This window comes from Prevotella sp. khp1 (assembly GCF_900102205.1).
GTDB lineage: Bacteria > Bacteroidota > Bacteroidia > Bacteroidales > Bacteroidaceae > Prevotella > Prevotella ruminicola.
The window spans coordinates 1-15538 of sequence record NZ_FNJZ01000001.1; the positions used below are offsets into that span (position 1 = coordinate 1).

15 protein-coding genes, 2 rRNA genes and 1 pseudogene are annotated in these 15538 nt (G+C 45.5%); 14 read left to right on the forward strand and 4 right to left on the reverse strand.

All coding sequences use genetic code 11. The annotated features are described in order from the left end of the window. Positions 1-291: ribosomal RNA gene (locus BLR73_RS00005) — 23S ribosomal RNA — on the forward strand; the annotation flags it as partial. Positions 292-435: 144 nt separating this feature from the next. Further along, positions 436-548: ribosomal RNA gene (gene rrf, locus BLR73_RS00010) — 5S ribosomal RNA — on the forward strand. Positions 549-664: 116 nt separating this feature from the next. Here rrf and BLR73_RS14220 read toward each other — a convergent pair. Continuing rightward, the gene (locus tag BLR73_RS14220; RefSeq protein WP_176763569.1) at positions 665-766 is read right to left on the reverse strand and encodes a smalltalk protein; all 102 of its coding nucleotides are present in this window, start codon (positions 764-766) and stop codon (positions 665-667) included. 163 nt (positions 767-929) lie between these two features. Then, positions 930-1466 carry an HU family DNA-binding protein gene (locus BLR73_RS00015; protein WP_091857716.1) on the reverse strand — a complete coding sequence of 179 codons (537 nt, stop codon included), beginning with the start codon at positions 1464-1466 and terminating at the stop codon, positions 930-932. Positions 1467-2234: 768 nt separating this feature from the next. Here BLR73_RS00015 and BLR73_RS00020 point away from each other — a divergent pair. From BLR73_RS00020 to BLR73_RS00070, 11 genes are all read left to right on the forward strand, one after another. Beyond that, positions 2235-3203 (forward strand): hypothetical protein, encoded by a 969-nt coding sequence (locus BLR73_RS00020; RefSeq protein ID WP_143010845.1) that lies wholly within the window; start codon positions 2235-2237, stop codon positions 3201-3203. Positions 3204-3446: 243 nt separating this feature from the next. Beyond that, positions 3447-3806 carry a phage antirepressor KilAC domain-containing protein gene (locus tag BLR73_RS00025; RefSeq protein ID WP_143010846.1) on the forward strand — a complete coding sequence of 120 codons (360 nt, stop codon included), beginning with the start codon at positions 3447-3449 and terminating at the stop codon, positions 3804-3806. Positions 3807-3821: 15 nt separating this feature from the next. After that, positions 3822-4142 carry a hypothetical protein gene (locus BLR73_RS00030; protein WP_143010847.1) on the forward strand — a complete coding sequence of 107 codons (321 nt, stop codon included), beginning with the start codon at positions 3822-3824 and terminating at the stop codon, positions 4140-4142. Further along, positions 4130-4474, forward strand: a complete 345-nt coding sequence (locus BLR73_RS00035; RefSeq protein ID WP_091857724.1) for a hypothetical protein — start codon at positions 4130-4132, stop codon at positions 4472-4474. Before BLR73_RS00030 ends, BLR73_RS00035 begins: the two co-directional genes overlap by 13 nt. Before the next feature lie 5 nt (positions 4475-4479). Beyond that, entirely contained in the window at positions 4480-4761 is a 282-nt protein-coding gene (locus BLR73_RS00040; protein WP_091857728.1) for a DUF3127 domain-containing protein, read from the forward strand. 20 nt (positions 4762-4781) lie between these two features. After that, positions 4782-5147, forward strand: coding sequence for a hypothetical protein (locus BLR73_RS00045; protein ID WP_073048034.1), 366 nt, complete (start codon positions 4782-4784; stop codon positions 5145-5147). After that, positions 5144-7507: a hypothetical protein gene (locus BLR73_RS00050; protein ID WP_091857732.1), complete on the forward strand. Its 2364-nt coding sequence runs from the start codon at positions 5144-5146 to the stop codon at positions 7505-7507. Before BLR73_RS00045 ends, BLR73_RS00050 begins: the two co-directional genes overlap by 4 nt. A 2-nt stretch (positions 7508-7509) precedes the next feature. Further along, complete coding sequence (locus BLR73_RS00055; protein WP_091857736.1) at positions 7510-7941, forward strand: hypothetical protein; 432 nt, start codon at positions 7510-7512, stop codon at positions 7939-7941. 776 nt (positions 7942-8717) lie between these two features. Continuing rightward, a complete protein-coding gene (locus BLR73_RS00060) occupies positions 8718-9893 on the forward strand; it encodes a glycoside hydrolase family 3 protein (RefSeq protein ID WP_091857741.1) in 1176 nt (391 codons plus the stop codon). A 168-nt stretch (positions 9894-10061) separates the two neighbouring features. Beyond that, positions 10062-12110 carry a hypothetical protein gene (locus BLR73_RS00065; RefSeq protein WP_091857744.1) on the forward strand — a complete coding sequence of 683 codons (2049 nt, stop codon included), beginning with the start codon at positions 10062-10064 and terminating at the stop codon, positions 12108-12110. A gap of 133 nt (positions 12111-12243) precedes the next feature. After that, positions 12244-13914, forward strand: coding sequence for a putative transporter (locus BLR73_RS00070; protein WP_028907820.1), 1671 nt, complete (start codon positions 12244-12246; stop codon positions 13912-13914). A gap of 13 nt (positions 13915-13927) precedes the next feature. Here the strand turns inward: BLR73_RS00070 and BLR73_RS00075 are convergent. After that, positions 13928-14071 (reverse strand): annotated as a pseudogene (locus tag BLR73_RS00075) (glutaminase); the annotation flags it as partial. Between the two features lie 368 nt (positions 14072-14439). On the opposite strand from BLR73_RS00075, the gene BLR73_RS00080 reads away from it, so the two are divergent. Then, entirely contained in the window at positions 14440-14826 is a 387-nt protein-coding gene (locus BLR73_RS00080) for a (deoxy)nucleoside triphosphate pyrophosphohydrolase (RefSeq protein WP_091857747.1), read from the forward strand. 456 nt (positions 14827-15282) lie between these two features. Here BLR73_RS00080 and BLR73_RS00085 read toward each other — a convergent pair whose 3' ends face one another. After that, positions 15283-15519, reverse strand: a complete 237-nt coding sequence (locus BLR73_RS00085) for a hypothetical protein (RefSeq protein ID WP_041385613.1) — start codon at positions 15517-15519, stop codon at positions 15283-15285. Between the last annotated feature and the right edge of the window lie 19 nt (positions 15520-15538).

Consider the following 15538-nt stretch of genomic DNA (forward strand, 5'->3'; position numbering starts at 1 on the left):
TGAGACAGTTCGGTCTCTATCTATCGTGGGCGCAGGAGTCTTGCGTGGTGCTGACACTAGTACGAGAGGACCGTGTTGGACAGACCTCCGGTTTACCGGTTGTACCGCCAGGTGCACCGCCGGGTATCCGAGTCTGGATTGGATAAGCGCTGAAAGCATCTAAGTGCGAAGCCAGCCGCAAGATGAGGACTCCATTGAGGGTCGTCATAGACGATGACGTTGATAGGGTGCAGGTGTAAAGACGGTGACGTCAAAGCCGAGCACTACTAATTGCCCGAAATCTTTCGCTTCATGCTGATATTATCAGATGTAGTTGTTTCTGAAATGAGCTTCTACACAGTTTTCTTGTGTGCAATTGTCAACCTTATACGTTGTCATTGATTTGGTTGTTGATAATGTTCAATGGTCAATATTCAATGTTCAATGAACGAACTATTAGGTGGTTATTGCAGTGGGGTCCCACCTCTTCCCATTCCGAACAGAGAAGTTAAGCCCACCTGCGCCGATGGTACTGCAATGCAATGCGGGAGAGTAGGAAGCCGCCGTCTTTATTTAAAACGCGAAAGCCCTGAGTTAGCAATAACCCAGGGCTTTTTTTAATGTTTCGCTCGACATCCCAAAGGGTGGCGCTTGCTACCGAAGGGACGCAAGAATGTTTCATGTCTCAAACTGCAACGCAGCTTGTAGCTCCTAGCGCCGTCACAATCGCCGTTGCGATTGATGCAATCATCTGCACAATAAATTTAATCGTTTCCTTCTTGCTCATAACTTCATGATTTTTAGTTGGTTAGCATCTTTAATGTTTAATGTTTAATGTTTTAGGCACGGATTTACACGGCTCTCTTTTAGAGAAACACAGCTGTTCTTTTTCATTGATAACATCCGTGTCCTTTTTTTTTTAAAAAGGCCGTGTAATCCGTGCCTAAAAACTAATCGCCGATCGGTTCGTTGTGGTTTCCACCGTTTCCACCGGTATTACCACCGCCACCGGTATTTCCGCCATTCGATGGCTGATCGGGATCCTCAACCGTACCAGGATCGGTACTGGTTACACGCTTCACCTCCTTACCATCGCGGTCGTAGCAGGTAATCTGGATAGCTGTACCAGCCAGCTCCTCCTTCAGATCTACGGCAGGGGTGAAGATAATACGTCGACTGGTTACCAGTCCCGCTTTCACCTCATCAACCTTTGCCACACTCTTGGCGCGGATGCCGAATCGCATGGTTCCCAAACCTGGCAGCGCAACCGAGTGACCCTCAGTGGCCCACGCCTTAATCACCTCGCCAGCAGCATCCCAGCATGCCTGCATAATTCCCTTGCTAACTCCGCTGCGCAGCGCAGCCTCCTTAATCACCTTCTCCTGACTGAGCGAGGTGTACAACTCAGGCATCATGATGTAACGATAAGTTCCCTCATACTTGCCAATCTTCTGCAACTTTTCCTGTGCTTTAACTTTAAGTGCCATAATTTTTAGTGTTTAGTTTGTGTTGTAAATAAAATTTTAATGTTTAATGTACTCGTCTCATCGATTTTGACAATGCAAAGGTACGGCTTTTTTCTTGCTTCTGCAATTTTTAAGCCCCAAAACTGCCTTATTTTAAGGCCCTTTTCTACACCCTCTTTTTTACGCTCACACGTGCGCGTTTTTTCTCCCTCACGTGAAAGGCGAAAATGGCTCGTGAAAAAACTCGAAAATTCAAAATTCAGAATTCAGTTTCTTTGTGAGCACACAGAAACTTGTAATACTTGTTTTTACTATATATATAATATATATATTATATATATAGTAATATTATTATGTAAATTTATTTTCTTGAATGGGTGTATGGCTGCGTAGAAAACTGAATTACTGAATTACTGAATTTTTTTGGTTGTTTCAGTTTTTTGTAATACCTTTGTGACTGCTTAAAAAACGAAGGAGGTGTTAGAACTCAGAAAGTAACCATAGATTGATAAATAGGAAGACGATCAACCGCTAATAGCTAATCAAACCTACTCTGAAGGTTTCAGAGAACTATCACATTATACAATAATTATGAATATTAGAAACTATATTTTATGTATGAATGAAGCCTGTAAAGGTTATAATAATCATCGTGACTTTGAATTTGAGGGTAATATCTACTTGTTTGGTTACACATTTTTGTGTAATGTCGGTGCTTGTGTATCAGAAATGCGTAGCTATATCAGTACTTTTTCTGATAAAGCGCATACAGCATCTATGGGGATCGATATGAAACTGTTGTTGTGTAAGGGCAGGATGTTGAATTGCCATCGTTTGCTGAAGGATTTGGAACAACATGGCGAAAAGCAGCTGGACGAGTTCGGATTTAAATATGGTGGTCAGCCCATAACAACAGCTTTGATGCTCAGTAATCTTATCAGAGAGAATGTAAAACTATTAAAGTCGCTCCTGGATGACGTTTGCCATTTGCTGCTGAAAGCTGGCAATGACTTTTTTGAGCGCTATTATCTAAACCAGAAAAAGCAGGTTGCGGAAGCGCCTTTAGAGGTGGAGTTCCATTATTGGAAACTGAATACTGTTGACGTGACACTGGACGTGCTGCGTGAGAAACAGGCGCTGGTTACAGCCGAAGTGCTGAAGAAGGGTGTGCTGAAGTACGATTCGCGGCCCACCGCCCGTGAACTGAAAATGGTGCGACTTGATATCCTAACTGATCTGTTACCAAAAGGTTACCCTTTGCCTGATGATTTTGATTGTACTTGTGCCAAGTTTAAACGTATCAGTTCGTGGGACGGTTTGATACTGAATTTGAACTACAGTATGCTGGGTAAGTATCTGTTTATGAACGACAGCCATCTTACTGCCAGCGATGTTCAGCATCTGGTTCAACTCGATATCAAGTTGCAGCTGATTAACAAAGAGATGTTGACGCTGATGTTTGAGAAAGCTCATGCCCCCGCGCCGCAACTGCCCCAGGGCGCCGATAAATATTGGCAGCGCCTGAAAGAAGAAGGGTTTGTAGATGCTAACTGCCAGCCGCTACCCGGTGTTACTCGCAAGCAAATGATGTATATAGCCGACTTGTTTTCGGAGAAGCTGGGCATGACGAAGAGTAAGTGGAAGTATTTCGAGGAGTTGTGGCATATTAATAATCTGGCTCAGGAAAAGTGGCAATGCCAACAAACAGGTACGCTACCCGAGCGATACAAGGATATCGATGCAGTTTTTAGTGATTAATGTAACTGTCTGATAATCAGTAGTTGTTTCCCCTATATAGTCCCTATTATAGCCCCTATAATAGCCCCTATATAGGGGCTTTTTGTGTTTCTATCGCCGTACCTTTGCAACGTCGAAAGGTACAAACGCCCAATCACCCAAACTTCGACAGCGATCTTTGACTTACTGATACAACGACCCCTCAGGTTGGCCTGGGGAAAACAACAGAAAACATTTATTATTAACTTAAATACATTATTAATTATGAAAATTACTATTACATGCGAAGAGGATGTGATTACCGCATCCGAACAGATTATCGCTCGCAAACTGGCTTACGAAAACCGCTTTGTGAACGACGATTGTTACACCGTGAAGCAGATAGCTGCTCCTTACCATCTGAAGCCTGGCGACTTAAACTCGTTTCTGTGCGATCGCCATGTGCAGCGCAAAGTAGGACGCAGTTATGTGTTGGAACCTAAGTACCGCGGCAAGGGCTATACTGCCGACCGCCGCCGTTACTACTTTAACGCCGATGGCCAGCTGCATTATAAGGTAGAAATGCTGTGGACGGCCAAAGGACGTGAGTTTGTTGAGAAAGAAATGCGTAAGTTGTGTAAATAAAAACAAGTATGAATGATGAAACAGAAAATTTGTAAACAAGTGGTGATGCACGATATCGCTGAGGGCGATCGCATTTACCAGCGTATGAAACAGGCGATGCTATCTGTCGAACCTAATATCGGTAGCACTGTATCTATGAATTATGCCCTCAGCAAGTTGATGGCCAACTATAAATTGATGATGAAACTACTTGACATCGAGGTGGAATCGTACATCGGCGATATGATGGCCTTCTGGGAGTATCAGCTGCAGCACAACCTGAACGATGAACAGCTTGATTTCGACGGGTTTGCTTATATGGTGGATCGAAACATGGAGGGCTTATGCAAACAGTAAGAAACCCTCAGGGCATACCTGTAAAAGTGTGTTGCGCCTCGTGTGCCTATCGCCAGTTGGTTGATACCCAGGCGCGCCGCCGCTGTGCCATCCGCGAAGAGAAAGTAAAGCCCAATCAGGTGTGTAGCCTATGGCAAATGAATACACCACTGAAGCTGGTCGGCATTGGTGCGGGTATGATTAAGCGTCGTGAGTATCTGCTTTATTACACCGAGCAGCGTGTAGAAGAACAACGCCGACGTGATGCAGGCGAGGCTGTGCGTGCCCGTAAAACCGAAACCATCCGCAAGGAATTTGAGAGTAACAATTGTAGTATTTACTTTTTACATTAAACATTATGGAAGCAATGATTTTAAGAGTAGTAAAGAGTGGTATGATGACCACTGTGAAGAGTGACAAGGCAGAAAATGGCGTACTTAACAAACGTACGTTGGTGCTGCAGGAAATGGGCGGTAAGTACGAGAGCAGTTATGTGGTAACGGCCCTGGGTAATCTGGCCACTATCGAGTTTGCTGAGGGACAGCTGGTAGTAGCCTCGCTGCGATTCACCACCCGCGAGTATAATGGGCAGGTGTTTATGGATGTGATTGCAAACGAGATCCACAAGATTAAAGATTAAACATTAAAAATTAAACATTGATGAAAAAGCTAAACAGAACAGTAACTATTAGCGGCATGATGGCCGTAAGTAAAAACCAGTGCGGACAGGAGTATGTACAGTTTCTGCCCGATGAACCACAGGCCGGATTGGTGCCGCCGTTTGCGGGTGCCGGTTACGGACAGATGTTGAGTAATGGCTCGATGGATTTCGTTAAACGCAAGTCGCGTCCCCGTAAAAAGCCTGTGTTTAAAGCTGATTATGCCAGTCTTTCGTTTGGCGGTAACGATCAGGACTACGTGTACATCAAGGTGCCCAGCTATATGCGAGCCGATCTGCCCAAACTGCTCCGTAAGGATATCAGTAAGATTGCAGCCTACCTGAAAAAGGAAGGATGGAGTAAATGATCTATCAGATTCTTAAAAACGAACACAAGTATGCTCGCTTGGTGAAAAATCGTGAAGATTTCTTAGCTCTACGAAACTCTCACGAAAATCTGGAAAACCTCGCCAAGGCCCGTGCTGGCGACGAAAAAGCAAAGGCTAAATTAGTGCAGTTTGCTTATAATCTGGGTGTGCTGTCAGGTTCGGCTTTGGCGGGTTGCAAAAGCATCGGCAGCTACTTTTTTCACGATGTGGATTGTTACGATGCAACCGAGAGTGCAGCGTTGGCACAACAGATTTTGGCTAAGAAAGATGAGATTGGCCTGATGCTGCTGGAGAAGAGCGCGAGTGGAGGATATCATTTGGTTTGTAAGCGCCAGCCAGGCTATACTATTCTTGAGAACCAGGTGCGCATTGCTACCATCTTGCAGATTGAAATGGACACCAACGTGCATGATTTACAAAGGGTGGTCTATTCGACTAGTGGTGATGAAAAAGATTTACTTTATCTTGATGACGAGCTGTTTAGTGAACCCATGACGGTTGAGGAGTGCGAGGCGGAATATGCCCGATTGAAAGACCGCGAACGTAAAGGTGAAGAGCAAGTGCCGGCTGGGGCTAAAAAGGCGAGGAAGCACTATAAGCCGTGGGAAGATGATTTAGCAACGGACAACAGGACTAACAGGTCTGATTCTGCTGCTGAAAATCCTTGTGACAGGGGACGGGTTCCTGTCACAAGACAAATCGCTCGCAGTGGTTGTGACAGGAACCCGTCCCCTGTCACAAGTAGTCCGTTGCAAAGAGAATTCCGAGGCATTGCATACTCCGATATTATTGCCGAATGGTGGCGGCAGAACGACGGATTGCCACAGGAGGGTGAGCGCAACGTAAAACTGTATCAGCTGGCCGTAAACCTGCGTGATATCTGTGATAATAACCGCGATTTACTTTTACAGATAATGCCTCGTTTAGGTCTCGGTGACGACGAGGTGCGCAGTATCCTAGATTCGGCTTGTAAGGAGTCGCCAAAGGGCATCTCAAAAGCCATGAATAATGTGCTGGATAGCCTGCAGCAAGAAGTGAAGCCGAATAGCGATTCCGATGATAGCACACCACCCGTTATGCCCGTCCGTCTGCCTAAACTTATTAATCTACTAACCAAGAATACCCCCAACCAATACAAAGCTGCGGTGGCCCATGCCGTGTTTCCGCCATTAGGCACCCATTTAAAAGAGGTGGAGTTTGAATATACCGATTACGTGCTGCATGAGGCCACGCTGATGAACTGCTTGATGGCACATACAGGTGCTGGTAAAGGCTGTATCGATGAGCCTATCCGCCATATTATGGCCGACATCAAAGCCCGCGATGCGGAGAATACCCGAAGAGAGGCAGAATGGAAAAAAGACTGTCAGAAGAAAGGCGCCAATAAGGATAAACTGATGCGCCCTGCAGGACTGGTGATTCAGGAGATTGATCCCGATATGACTAAGCCCGCACTCGTTACCCGTATGGACGAGGCTGAAGGCCACTTTGTATATGTAAAGCTGAACGAGATCGACCTGTTTGAGCAGCTGAAAGGTCAGACTGGCAAGCAGCATTTTCAGCTGATGTGCTTAGCTTTCGACCCAGGTGCGGAGTTCGGTCAAACACGTATCGGCACCCAGAGCGTAACTGCGCGCCCCAAATGTAGATTCAACTGGAACGCCTGTACCACTATCCAGAAAGGGCGCCGTTTTTTCAGTCGCGTACTTACCGACGGTCCCATCAGCCGTATCAATTTCTGCACCATCCCCGAGATGGAGATTGGTGCCGAACAGCCCATCTATGGTAAGTACGACGCGGCTTTTGATGCTGAGCTCAAACCCTATATCGATAATCTGACGTCGGCCCATGGCGTAGTTGACTGTCCGCAAGCCTTCAAACTGGCCAAAAAGTTACAAGAGGAGTGTGCCGAGTTCGCCCGCCTGTCGCAGGATGAAACCTACTGGAACCTGTCGCATCGTGCCATCGTTATTGCCTGGTTAAAAGCCTGTGTGCTTTACGTAGCCAATGGCTGTCAGTGGGAAAAGTCGATCGAGGCGTTTATCCGCTGGAGCCTGCAGTACGATCTGTGGTGCAAGATGCAGTTTTTTGGTGCTGATATCGAGGCTGCTAATTCTTTAGGTGAGCGTATTGCCAATCGTGGGCCTCGTAATCTGCTTGAATTGTTGCCCGATGAGTTTACGCTCGATGATGCCCGACGTGTAAGGAAACAGCAAGGTAAGGACGAGCAGAAAACGATATTTATGATTCGAAATTGGATGAACAGAAACTATGTGATTCAGAATTCAGAATTCAGTTTCGAGAAGAGCTATAAATACAAAAGTAAAAACAATAAGTAACAATGAATACAACACCTAGAGGAATACGTAATTGTAATCCACTGAATATCCGTCGCAGTGCGGCTAAGTGGAAGGGGCTTTGTGCCCAGCAGAACGATGCTTCGTTCTGTCAGTTCGAGAGCATGGAGTGGGGGTGGCGAGCTGCCTTCTGGTTGCTTACCCGCGTGTATTACCACACCTACCGATTGTTTACCATCCGTAAAATCATCACCAAGTGGGCGCCGCCTATCGAGAACCACACCGCAGCCTATATCCAGAGAGTGTCGCAGCTCTCTGGTATTGGCCCCGACGAGCCCATCGGCATCCCCAGCGATCGCCCCGCCCGTTGGATAAGCGTGGCCCGCGCCATGGCCATCCAGGAAAACGGCACCGTCCAGATTGATGATTTCGCCATGCTAAAAGGCTTCGACCTTTGCCGCCAAGACGCCCAATAGCATATCTACAGGGCTTTAGAATACCGCGCCGGATTGCAGTTCTGGAGGAAAGGGTTCTGAAGTCCTGTTTTTGTGTTGTTGAAAGTTTAAGAAATTTTCAGTGTAAAAACGAAGTGAATAATCGGGAGAAATATGCAGTGTGGCTTATTCCTTTTACTTTGGTTTAATGTTCAGGTGGTGAAAAATGCCATTTATAAAGGGATTATAGGTAACTTTATAAGAACATCTTACACATTTTCCTGGGGAGTTTCTGGTGATTCTCACACATTTTCCAGGCGACTTTTTGGTAGTTCCCACACATTTTCCGGGCGACTTTTTGGTAGTTCCCACACATTTTCCGGGCGACTTTTTGGTAGTTCCCACACATTTTATGGGCGACTTTTGGGAATAGGATTGTGTGGAATGTAAATAATCTTCGCTATGGTGGTATCAGCCTGAATTAAAGATATCTAACCTTTAACTTATTAAACTTTACGACGACGAAGAATAATCGGCATGCACACATAAAAATATCGAGAGGGATGAGCTTTGCGGCTCAACCCTCTCTTTGTTTTCGTTGGTAATAGTGTTAGTAGTAGTAAAGTTGTAGTTCCCAATTATTGGTAAAATCATCTTTTTCACCGCAAATATACGTAATAGTTGGTAATATTCGTCGATTAATGCTTAATTATTAACATCTTTTTACTATTTTGCGCCCTATTATTTTGTTGGGTGCCAAAAAATGTTGTATCTTTGCACCCATCTAATTAATCTTTTTGCAATATAAAACTATAGGTATGAAAATTTTTAAAACATGGATTACCGCCGCAGTGCTTTTTGGCGGATTGCTGTTAACAGCTTGTACTAACGATGACAACCCCAGTGGCAGCTCGGCCGGTAGCGTTGAGGAGCAGCTGCGAAAAATGACCCTTCGCGAAAAAGTAGGTCAGATGTTCTACGTGCGCCCCGAGGCCCTCGACACCACGATACACTGGAGCAGTTTCGAAGAACTTTCGCCCTACAAACTGCAGCAGATTAACGATTGCATGGCAGGTGTGGTTAAGAACTATCCCATAGGTGGCATGATACTCTATGCCTGGAACATCGAAGATGAAAACCAACTCTCTTCTTTCATCTCGCAGATACGTGCTCTCAATGGTAGTCCGTTGCTGTGTATCGATGAGGAGGGCGGTCGCGTGTCGCGCCTGGCCAACCATCCCAACTTCAATCTGCCCAAATATGAGTCGATGGAGTCGATTGGCGAAACCGGCGATCCTGCCAATGCCTACGAGTGCGCTAACACCATCGGCACCTATCTTACCCGTTATGGTTTCGACATCGATTTTGCCCCAGTGGCCGATGTCAACACCAATCCCGACAATGTAGTGATTGGTAAGCGCGCCTTCAGTAGCGATCCGGCTGTGGCAGCACCCATGGTAACCAGCTACCTGCAGGGTCTGAAAGATGCTGGCATCACGGGCTGTATCAAGCATTTCCCCGGACATGGCGACACCACTGCCGACACCCATTACGGCTATGCCAAATCGATGAAGACCTGGGACGAGATGATGGATTGCGAGATGGTAACCTTCCGTGCCGGTATCGCCTGGGGCTGTCAGCTGATTATGACTGCCCACATTGCAACCCCCAACGTGACTGGTACTGATGAGCCCGCCACCATGTCGCCCGTCATCCTTAAGGATAAGCTTCGTGGCGAGTTAGGCTATCGTAACATCATCGTTACCGATGCCATCAGCATGGGCGCCATCACCAAGCAGTACACCAACGCCGAAGCCGCTGTGGGCTGTATCAAGGCCGGTGCAGATATCGTGCTCGATCCCCGCAATCTGGTCGAGGCCTTCGATGCCGTGATAGCCGCCGTTAACGATGGCACCCTCAGCGAGGCCCGCATCAACCAGAGTGTTCGCCGCATCCTAACCCTCAAGCAGCAAATCCGCAACCGCACCAAGTAACTTTGGAAATCACATAAAACGAGAAAGAGGAATGAGCATCGCTGCTGATTCCTCTTTATGTTTTTTACAAACCACCAAAATATTTATTATCATAATTTTGCTGGTTGCGAAAAAAGTGCTACTTTTGTGGCCGAATTAAACTGAACAGAAAAATTGCAGTAAAAAACTATGCTCGAATATACATATAATTATAAGTTGCATATTGCGTTTCAAAACCTGATGGAGGATTATCGCGTGGATGCCTGGAGTGGAATACATAAATTATTCAGCTCTTATAGAGATGTGTTGCCTTGGATATACCGCGATAAGCGTCGTTATAAATTTGAAAACGTTGGTATCAGTTGCCCGGCAGATGTGAGCGATTTTCTGCATCAGTTCGGAAAAAAATATAAAGCGTATATCAGCCAACATGCTGTAGATTTTGAAGCCCAATCCGAAAAGGAACTCATCGAAACTGTTAGTATTTTGTTTAGGAATGAGCTCGAAAAACAACAGCTGTACGACGCTGACGTAATCGATGCACTGCGTGCCATTTACCCAGATTACACCTTGTTTGCACGCGACTTGCTGTACTATCCTTATCAAGTGTGTAATATTATATTTGTATATAACGAGAAATACGCATTAGCCTGTTTGGATATGATATTAAACATCTGTTCAAAGATTAAGGAAACTTTAAAGGCTCGTGCCTTATTTCATGGGAATTACGATGATTTTGTTGATGCCGTAAAAAGGCTTTCTTATTATCGGGATAATAATAATGTGCGTTTGGTTCATTTTGCCAATATCACCCCCGATAAGGATTCTTTGCTGAGACATGCGTTCGAGGACACACTGTCTCGATATGATAACAGAACCCAAAGTTCGATTGTAAAAGGTGAGATTGATTATCTTGAGTTCATGTGTTTTCTAAAGAACGAAAATGAATTATACCGTTTGCCTCGTGTGGGAATAGAGCGTTTTCAGCAATTAAAAAAGTTGTTGGCCGATTTCGAACCTATATATCATAAGATACTCTTTGATAATACAGATAACGTACGTTACAATCTCTGCAAGCACCAGTTCCACTTTCTTAGTAACGATGATGTCGAATTTGTTAGTCAGTTCTACGGCAAACATCATCATTATCCTATGTTCTACATCTTGTGTAGGTATTTTAATACCACTACCAATAATAATGCCAAGATTTTTGCATCGTACTGTGGCTTGGGTGATGAGGCTACGCTGGCAGCAGCTTGCAGTAAGTTATCAAGAGAGAGAATTCGACAAATTATTGGAATTAAATCGTTTGCCGACCAGGATTATAAAAACGTGATGAATCCCCAATGGTGGCAGCCGTATAACCTGTCGTTTACTGGTGTGCTAACCCCAAAAATGTCGCAGTTTAAAAATACTTCCCGCCGTGAGCATTTGTCTATCTCGTTTAATACCTATGCCTGCTTGGCTAACCTATTTCAGGATTCGCGAGTATTGCATTTTACAACCCGATATACTGATATAGGTATAGGCAAAATCTCTGCATATATCAATGCGAACCAGCCATTCCATACTTGTATTTACGATGCTAAGTATTTAAACTTTAATTTCTTTTCGGCTTTTGAGGATTTCGATATCATGGTACGCAAGTTCCGTAAAAATACCGATAAGATGTCATTACGCCCCTTTGTAAGCAATCCCAAATATTGGAGGGAGGGTAAAGTGATTAGTGCCGATAGTGTTGAGCATTTTTTGTATGTGTTCGAGTGTATCATCAAGGATTTCTGGGGTGTCTGTGTCCAAGATCATTATGTGCAGTTGCCTGCCAACCGCATTGATTACGCGGAGATATTCTATAACATTATCAAGGATAACGGTAAGGGAATGTTTGTTAAAGATATCTTTGCCCGCTATAAACAGCTTTATCCCCGAAGTAAATATAAAACCCCTTTACAAATCAAACCCTATCTGTTCAAGGATGAAAGGTTGATAAATATCGGTAAAACAACCATCTACTCGCTGGTCGAGTGGGGCGTTTTTTCTGGTTCATTGTTCGACTTGGTTATAGATGTGGTGGCCCAGTCCGATAGTCCTGTCCGCGTGCGCGATTTGATTAGCCAGGTACTCGAGCGCCGCCCCTCATCCACTAAACGTAGTGTAGAAAATATAATCTATCTTTGTGTAAAAGATGGACGTCTGGTTAGAGTTGGTAAGGCATTGATTGATATTCCTAATAGATAGCAATCGCACCAAATAACTTTGGAAATCACCTTAAATTCCGCGTCACAATCTGATGTAAAAGGAGGTTAAAAAACAAAAAGCACTCGGTCATTCGACATAAAATGACTACCTTTGTAGCCAAATCGTGTGAAACATGGAGTGGATAAACAATCTGCTTTTTAATCCATCGGCTATGCAGACCGTAGTGGTACTGTCGCTGATTTGTGCCTTGGGGCTTGCCTTGGGCAAGATTCGGGTCATGGGTATAAGCCTTGGCGTGGCATTCGTATTTTTTGTTGGTATCCTAGCAGGTCATTTCGGTTTTGAAGTAGATTCCAGGATGCTTGACTATGCCCAAAGTTTCGGTTTGATTCTGTTTGTCTATTGTCTCGGCCTGAGCGTGGGTCCCGGTTTCTTCGGTTCGCTGGCCCACGAGGGTGTTACACTCAACCTGTGGGGGCTGGCCGTCATTCTCATCGGCACGGCGATGGCAGTCTGTCTCTGTCCGCTTACAGGCATCAGTATGCCTGACATGGCGGGACTGCTCTGTGGAGCTACCACCAATACACCTGCACTGGGTGCTGCCCAGCAGACACTGTCACAGCTGGGCATCCCCCACAGTGGGACGGCCCTCGGTTGTGCCGTCACCTATCCGTTGGGTGTGGTAGGTGTCATCCTCGCCATCCTGTTTATGCGCAAATTTTTCGTACGCCCTGCCGACCTGATGCCCAGAAGTATCAGTGAAGAGAACGAGACCTACATTGCCCGGTTCAACGTGGTTAATCCCGCCATCGTTGGCAAGAGTCTGGAAGAGATTGCGACGATGACTCACTTGCGGTTTATCATCTCGCGTATCTGGCGCGGTGACGAAGTCATCGTGCCCAAGTCGACAACCCAACTACAGTTGGACGACCGCCTAATGGTAGTCACCAAAAAGGAAGATGCCTCAATGCTCGAAATCCTAATAGGCCTGCATGTGGAAGAGCCGGAAGACTGGAACAGCGAGAAGGTGGACTGGAATGCACTCGATAACAAGATGGAGAGCCGCGTGGTAGTGCTCACCAAACCGATACTCAACGGCAGGCGACTTGGCAGTCTGAAGATACGCCACACTTACCGTGTCAACATTAGCCGTATCACACGTGGTGACATCAAGTTGCTGGCCACGCCAGACCTGCGGTTGCAGTATGGTGACCGTCTTCACATCGTGGGTGACCCCAAGTCCGTCGATGCCGTTGAGGCTTTCTTCGGCAACAGCGTTCAGAGCCTAAACGAGCCCAACCTGGCCGCTATTTTCATTGGCATCATCCTCGGACTTGCCCTGGGCAGTCTCCCGCTCCAGTTGCCTGGCATGAGCATTCCGGTCAGGCTGGGCATCGCAGGAGGCCCCATCGTGGTAGGTATCATCGTGGGAGCTTTTGGGCCGCGGTTTCACCTCATCACCTACACTACCCGCAGTGCCTCGCTGATGCTCCGTAAGTTGGGGCTCTCGCTCTATCTGGCCTCTCTTGGTCTGGATAGTGGCGCACAGTTTTTCGAGACGGTCATAAGACCAGAAGGTATCCTCTGGATTTGCATAGGCTTTGCACTCACTGTTGTGCCTGTGCTATTGGTGGGCATGGCTGCCCTGCGGAGCCACAAGTTCGACTACGGCACCATCTGCGGCATCCTTAGCGGAAGTATGGCCAATCCGATGGCTTTGGCATATGTCAACGACACCATTGAGGGCAACAGTCCTTCCGTCAGTTATGCCACGGTCTATCCTTTGGGCATGTTCGCCAGAGTTATTCTCGTGCAGATGTTACTTATGATTGCGGGCGGCTGAATTAAAAGATAGACTATTCGGTCTCAGAGGTCAGCAGTTCCAGTGCCTTCATGCCCATGACGGAGTTACCCTTTATGTTAAGCCGGGGGCTCCAGGTGGCTACGGCATAGTGCAGCGGATGGATGGCCGCTATGCCGCCTCCCACGCCGCTCTTGCCCTCGCGGGATTCTGCCCGGATAGCCAAAGGCTACCTTTTGACGTGGCAAAATAGTAAGTATTTCTGAATGCTCCAAACATTTTGGTGAAATATTTCAAATTTTTCATTGTTTCTTTCTGTAATAGAAAAAAAAGAAGGAATGAGCATCGCTGCTGATTCCTATGGAATTGTGTACTTTGACTATAACCATCCTCGCATCACTGCGAATGTAAAATCTAACAAAAACAAATACGGCTGCAAAAGTACACGTATTTTTGTAAATCACCAAATAAAATCTACTTTTTGTTTTGCTAGATGCGAAAATTGTTGTACCCACGAATGAAATTTTGCAAGTATATCGAAAAAAAGTACTACTTTTGCAGACGATTATGAAGCAGATTGAAGTAGTTGCAGCGATTATTCGCAAAGACGATAAGGTGTTCGCCACCCAGCGCGGTTATGGCGAATGGAAGGACTGGTGGGAGTTCCCCGGTGGTAAAGTAGAACCAGGCGAAACACCCGAGGCAGCCTTGAAACGTGAGATACGCGAGGAACTTTCTACAGAGATAAGCGTGGATACATTTGTGTGTACCGTAGATTACGATTACCCCAAGTTCCACCTTACCATGCATTGCTATTATTGCAGTTTGCTTGATGAGGCTTTACACCTTAACGAGCACGAAGCAGCCCGCTGGCTAACTATAGATCAGCTTGATAGCGTAGATTGGTTACCAGCCGATTTGGTGGTAGTTGAGGACATCAAAAAAGGGGAATGAGCAGTCGCTGCTGATTCCTCTCACTATGATTATATAAATTATGAAAAAACTAATTTGGCTGCAAATGTACACGGATTTTTGCAAACCACCAAAAATAATCGTTGTTTTGTTTTGCAGGATACGAAATTTGTTGTACTTTTGCTGGGTAATCATATATTTTTTCATTATGAGCAAGTTAGCATCAAGAGCGTTAGAATTATTCAAGCAGCAGAGACGTTTGGCCGAATCAGATAACGGTCAAGAACTTTCATTAGACGAAATTAATGAAGAGATTCGTGCTGTGAGGAAAGGTAGGAGGCAATAAAAATGAGGAATCAGCATCGCTGCTAATCCCTCTATGTACCACTTTAATTTTATAGTCACGAATCGCATTACTGCGAATCCTGTTAAAATGAAAAATTTAATCGGCTGCAAAAGTACACATAAATTATAAAACTACCAAATAAATAGGTGAATTTATGCATCACGATGCCACCATTGCCCTCCATAAATACTAAGCATTTCTGATTCTGTAAAGTTGGTGTAGTCATTCCAGTTTGTTGAACCAAGAAATTCATCCTTCGCTGAATCGTAAATCCACCAATGGGTAGAACGAAAACAACCACCTAAATAATGAGTGTACTCATGTTCGTTGTCTGGGTCACTTTTTAATGCTTCGAGCATTTGCTCTGTCGAAATCCATTTCTTCTCCATAATTGTTTGTTTTAAAATC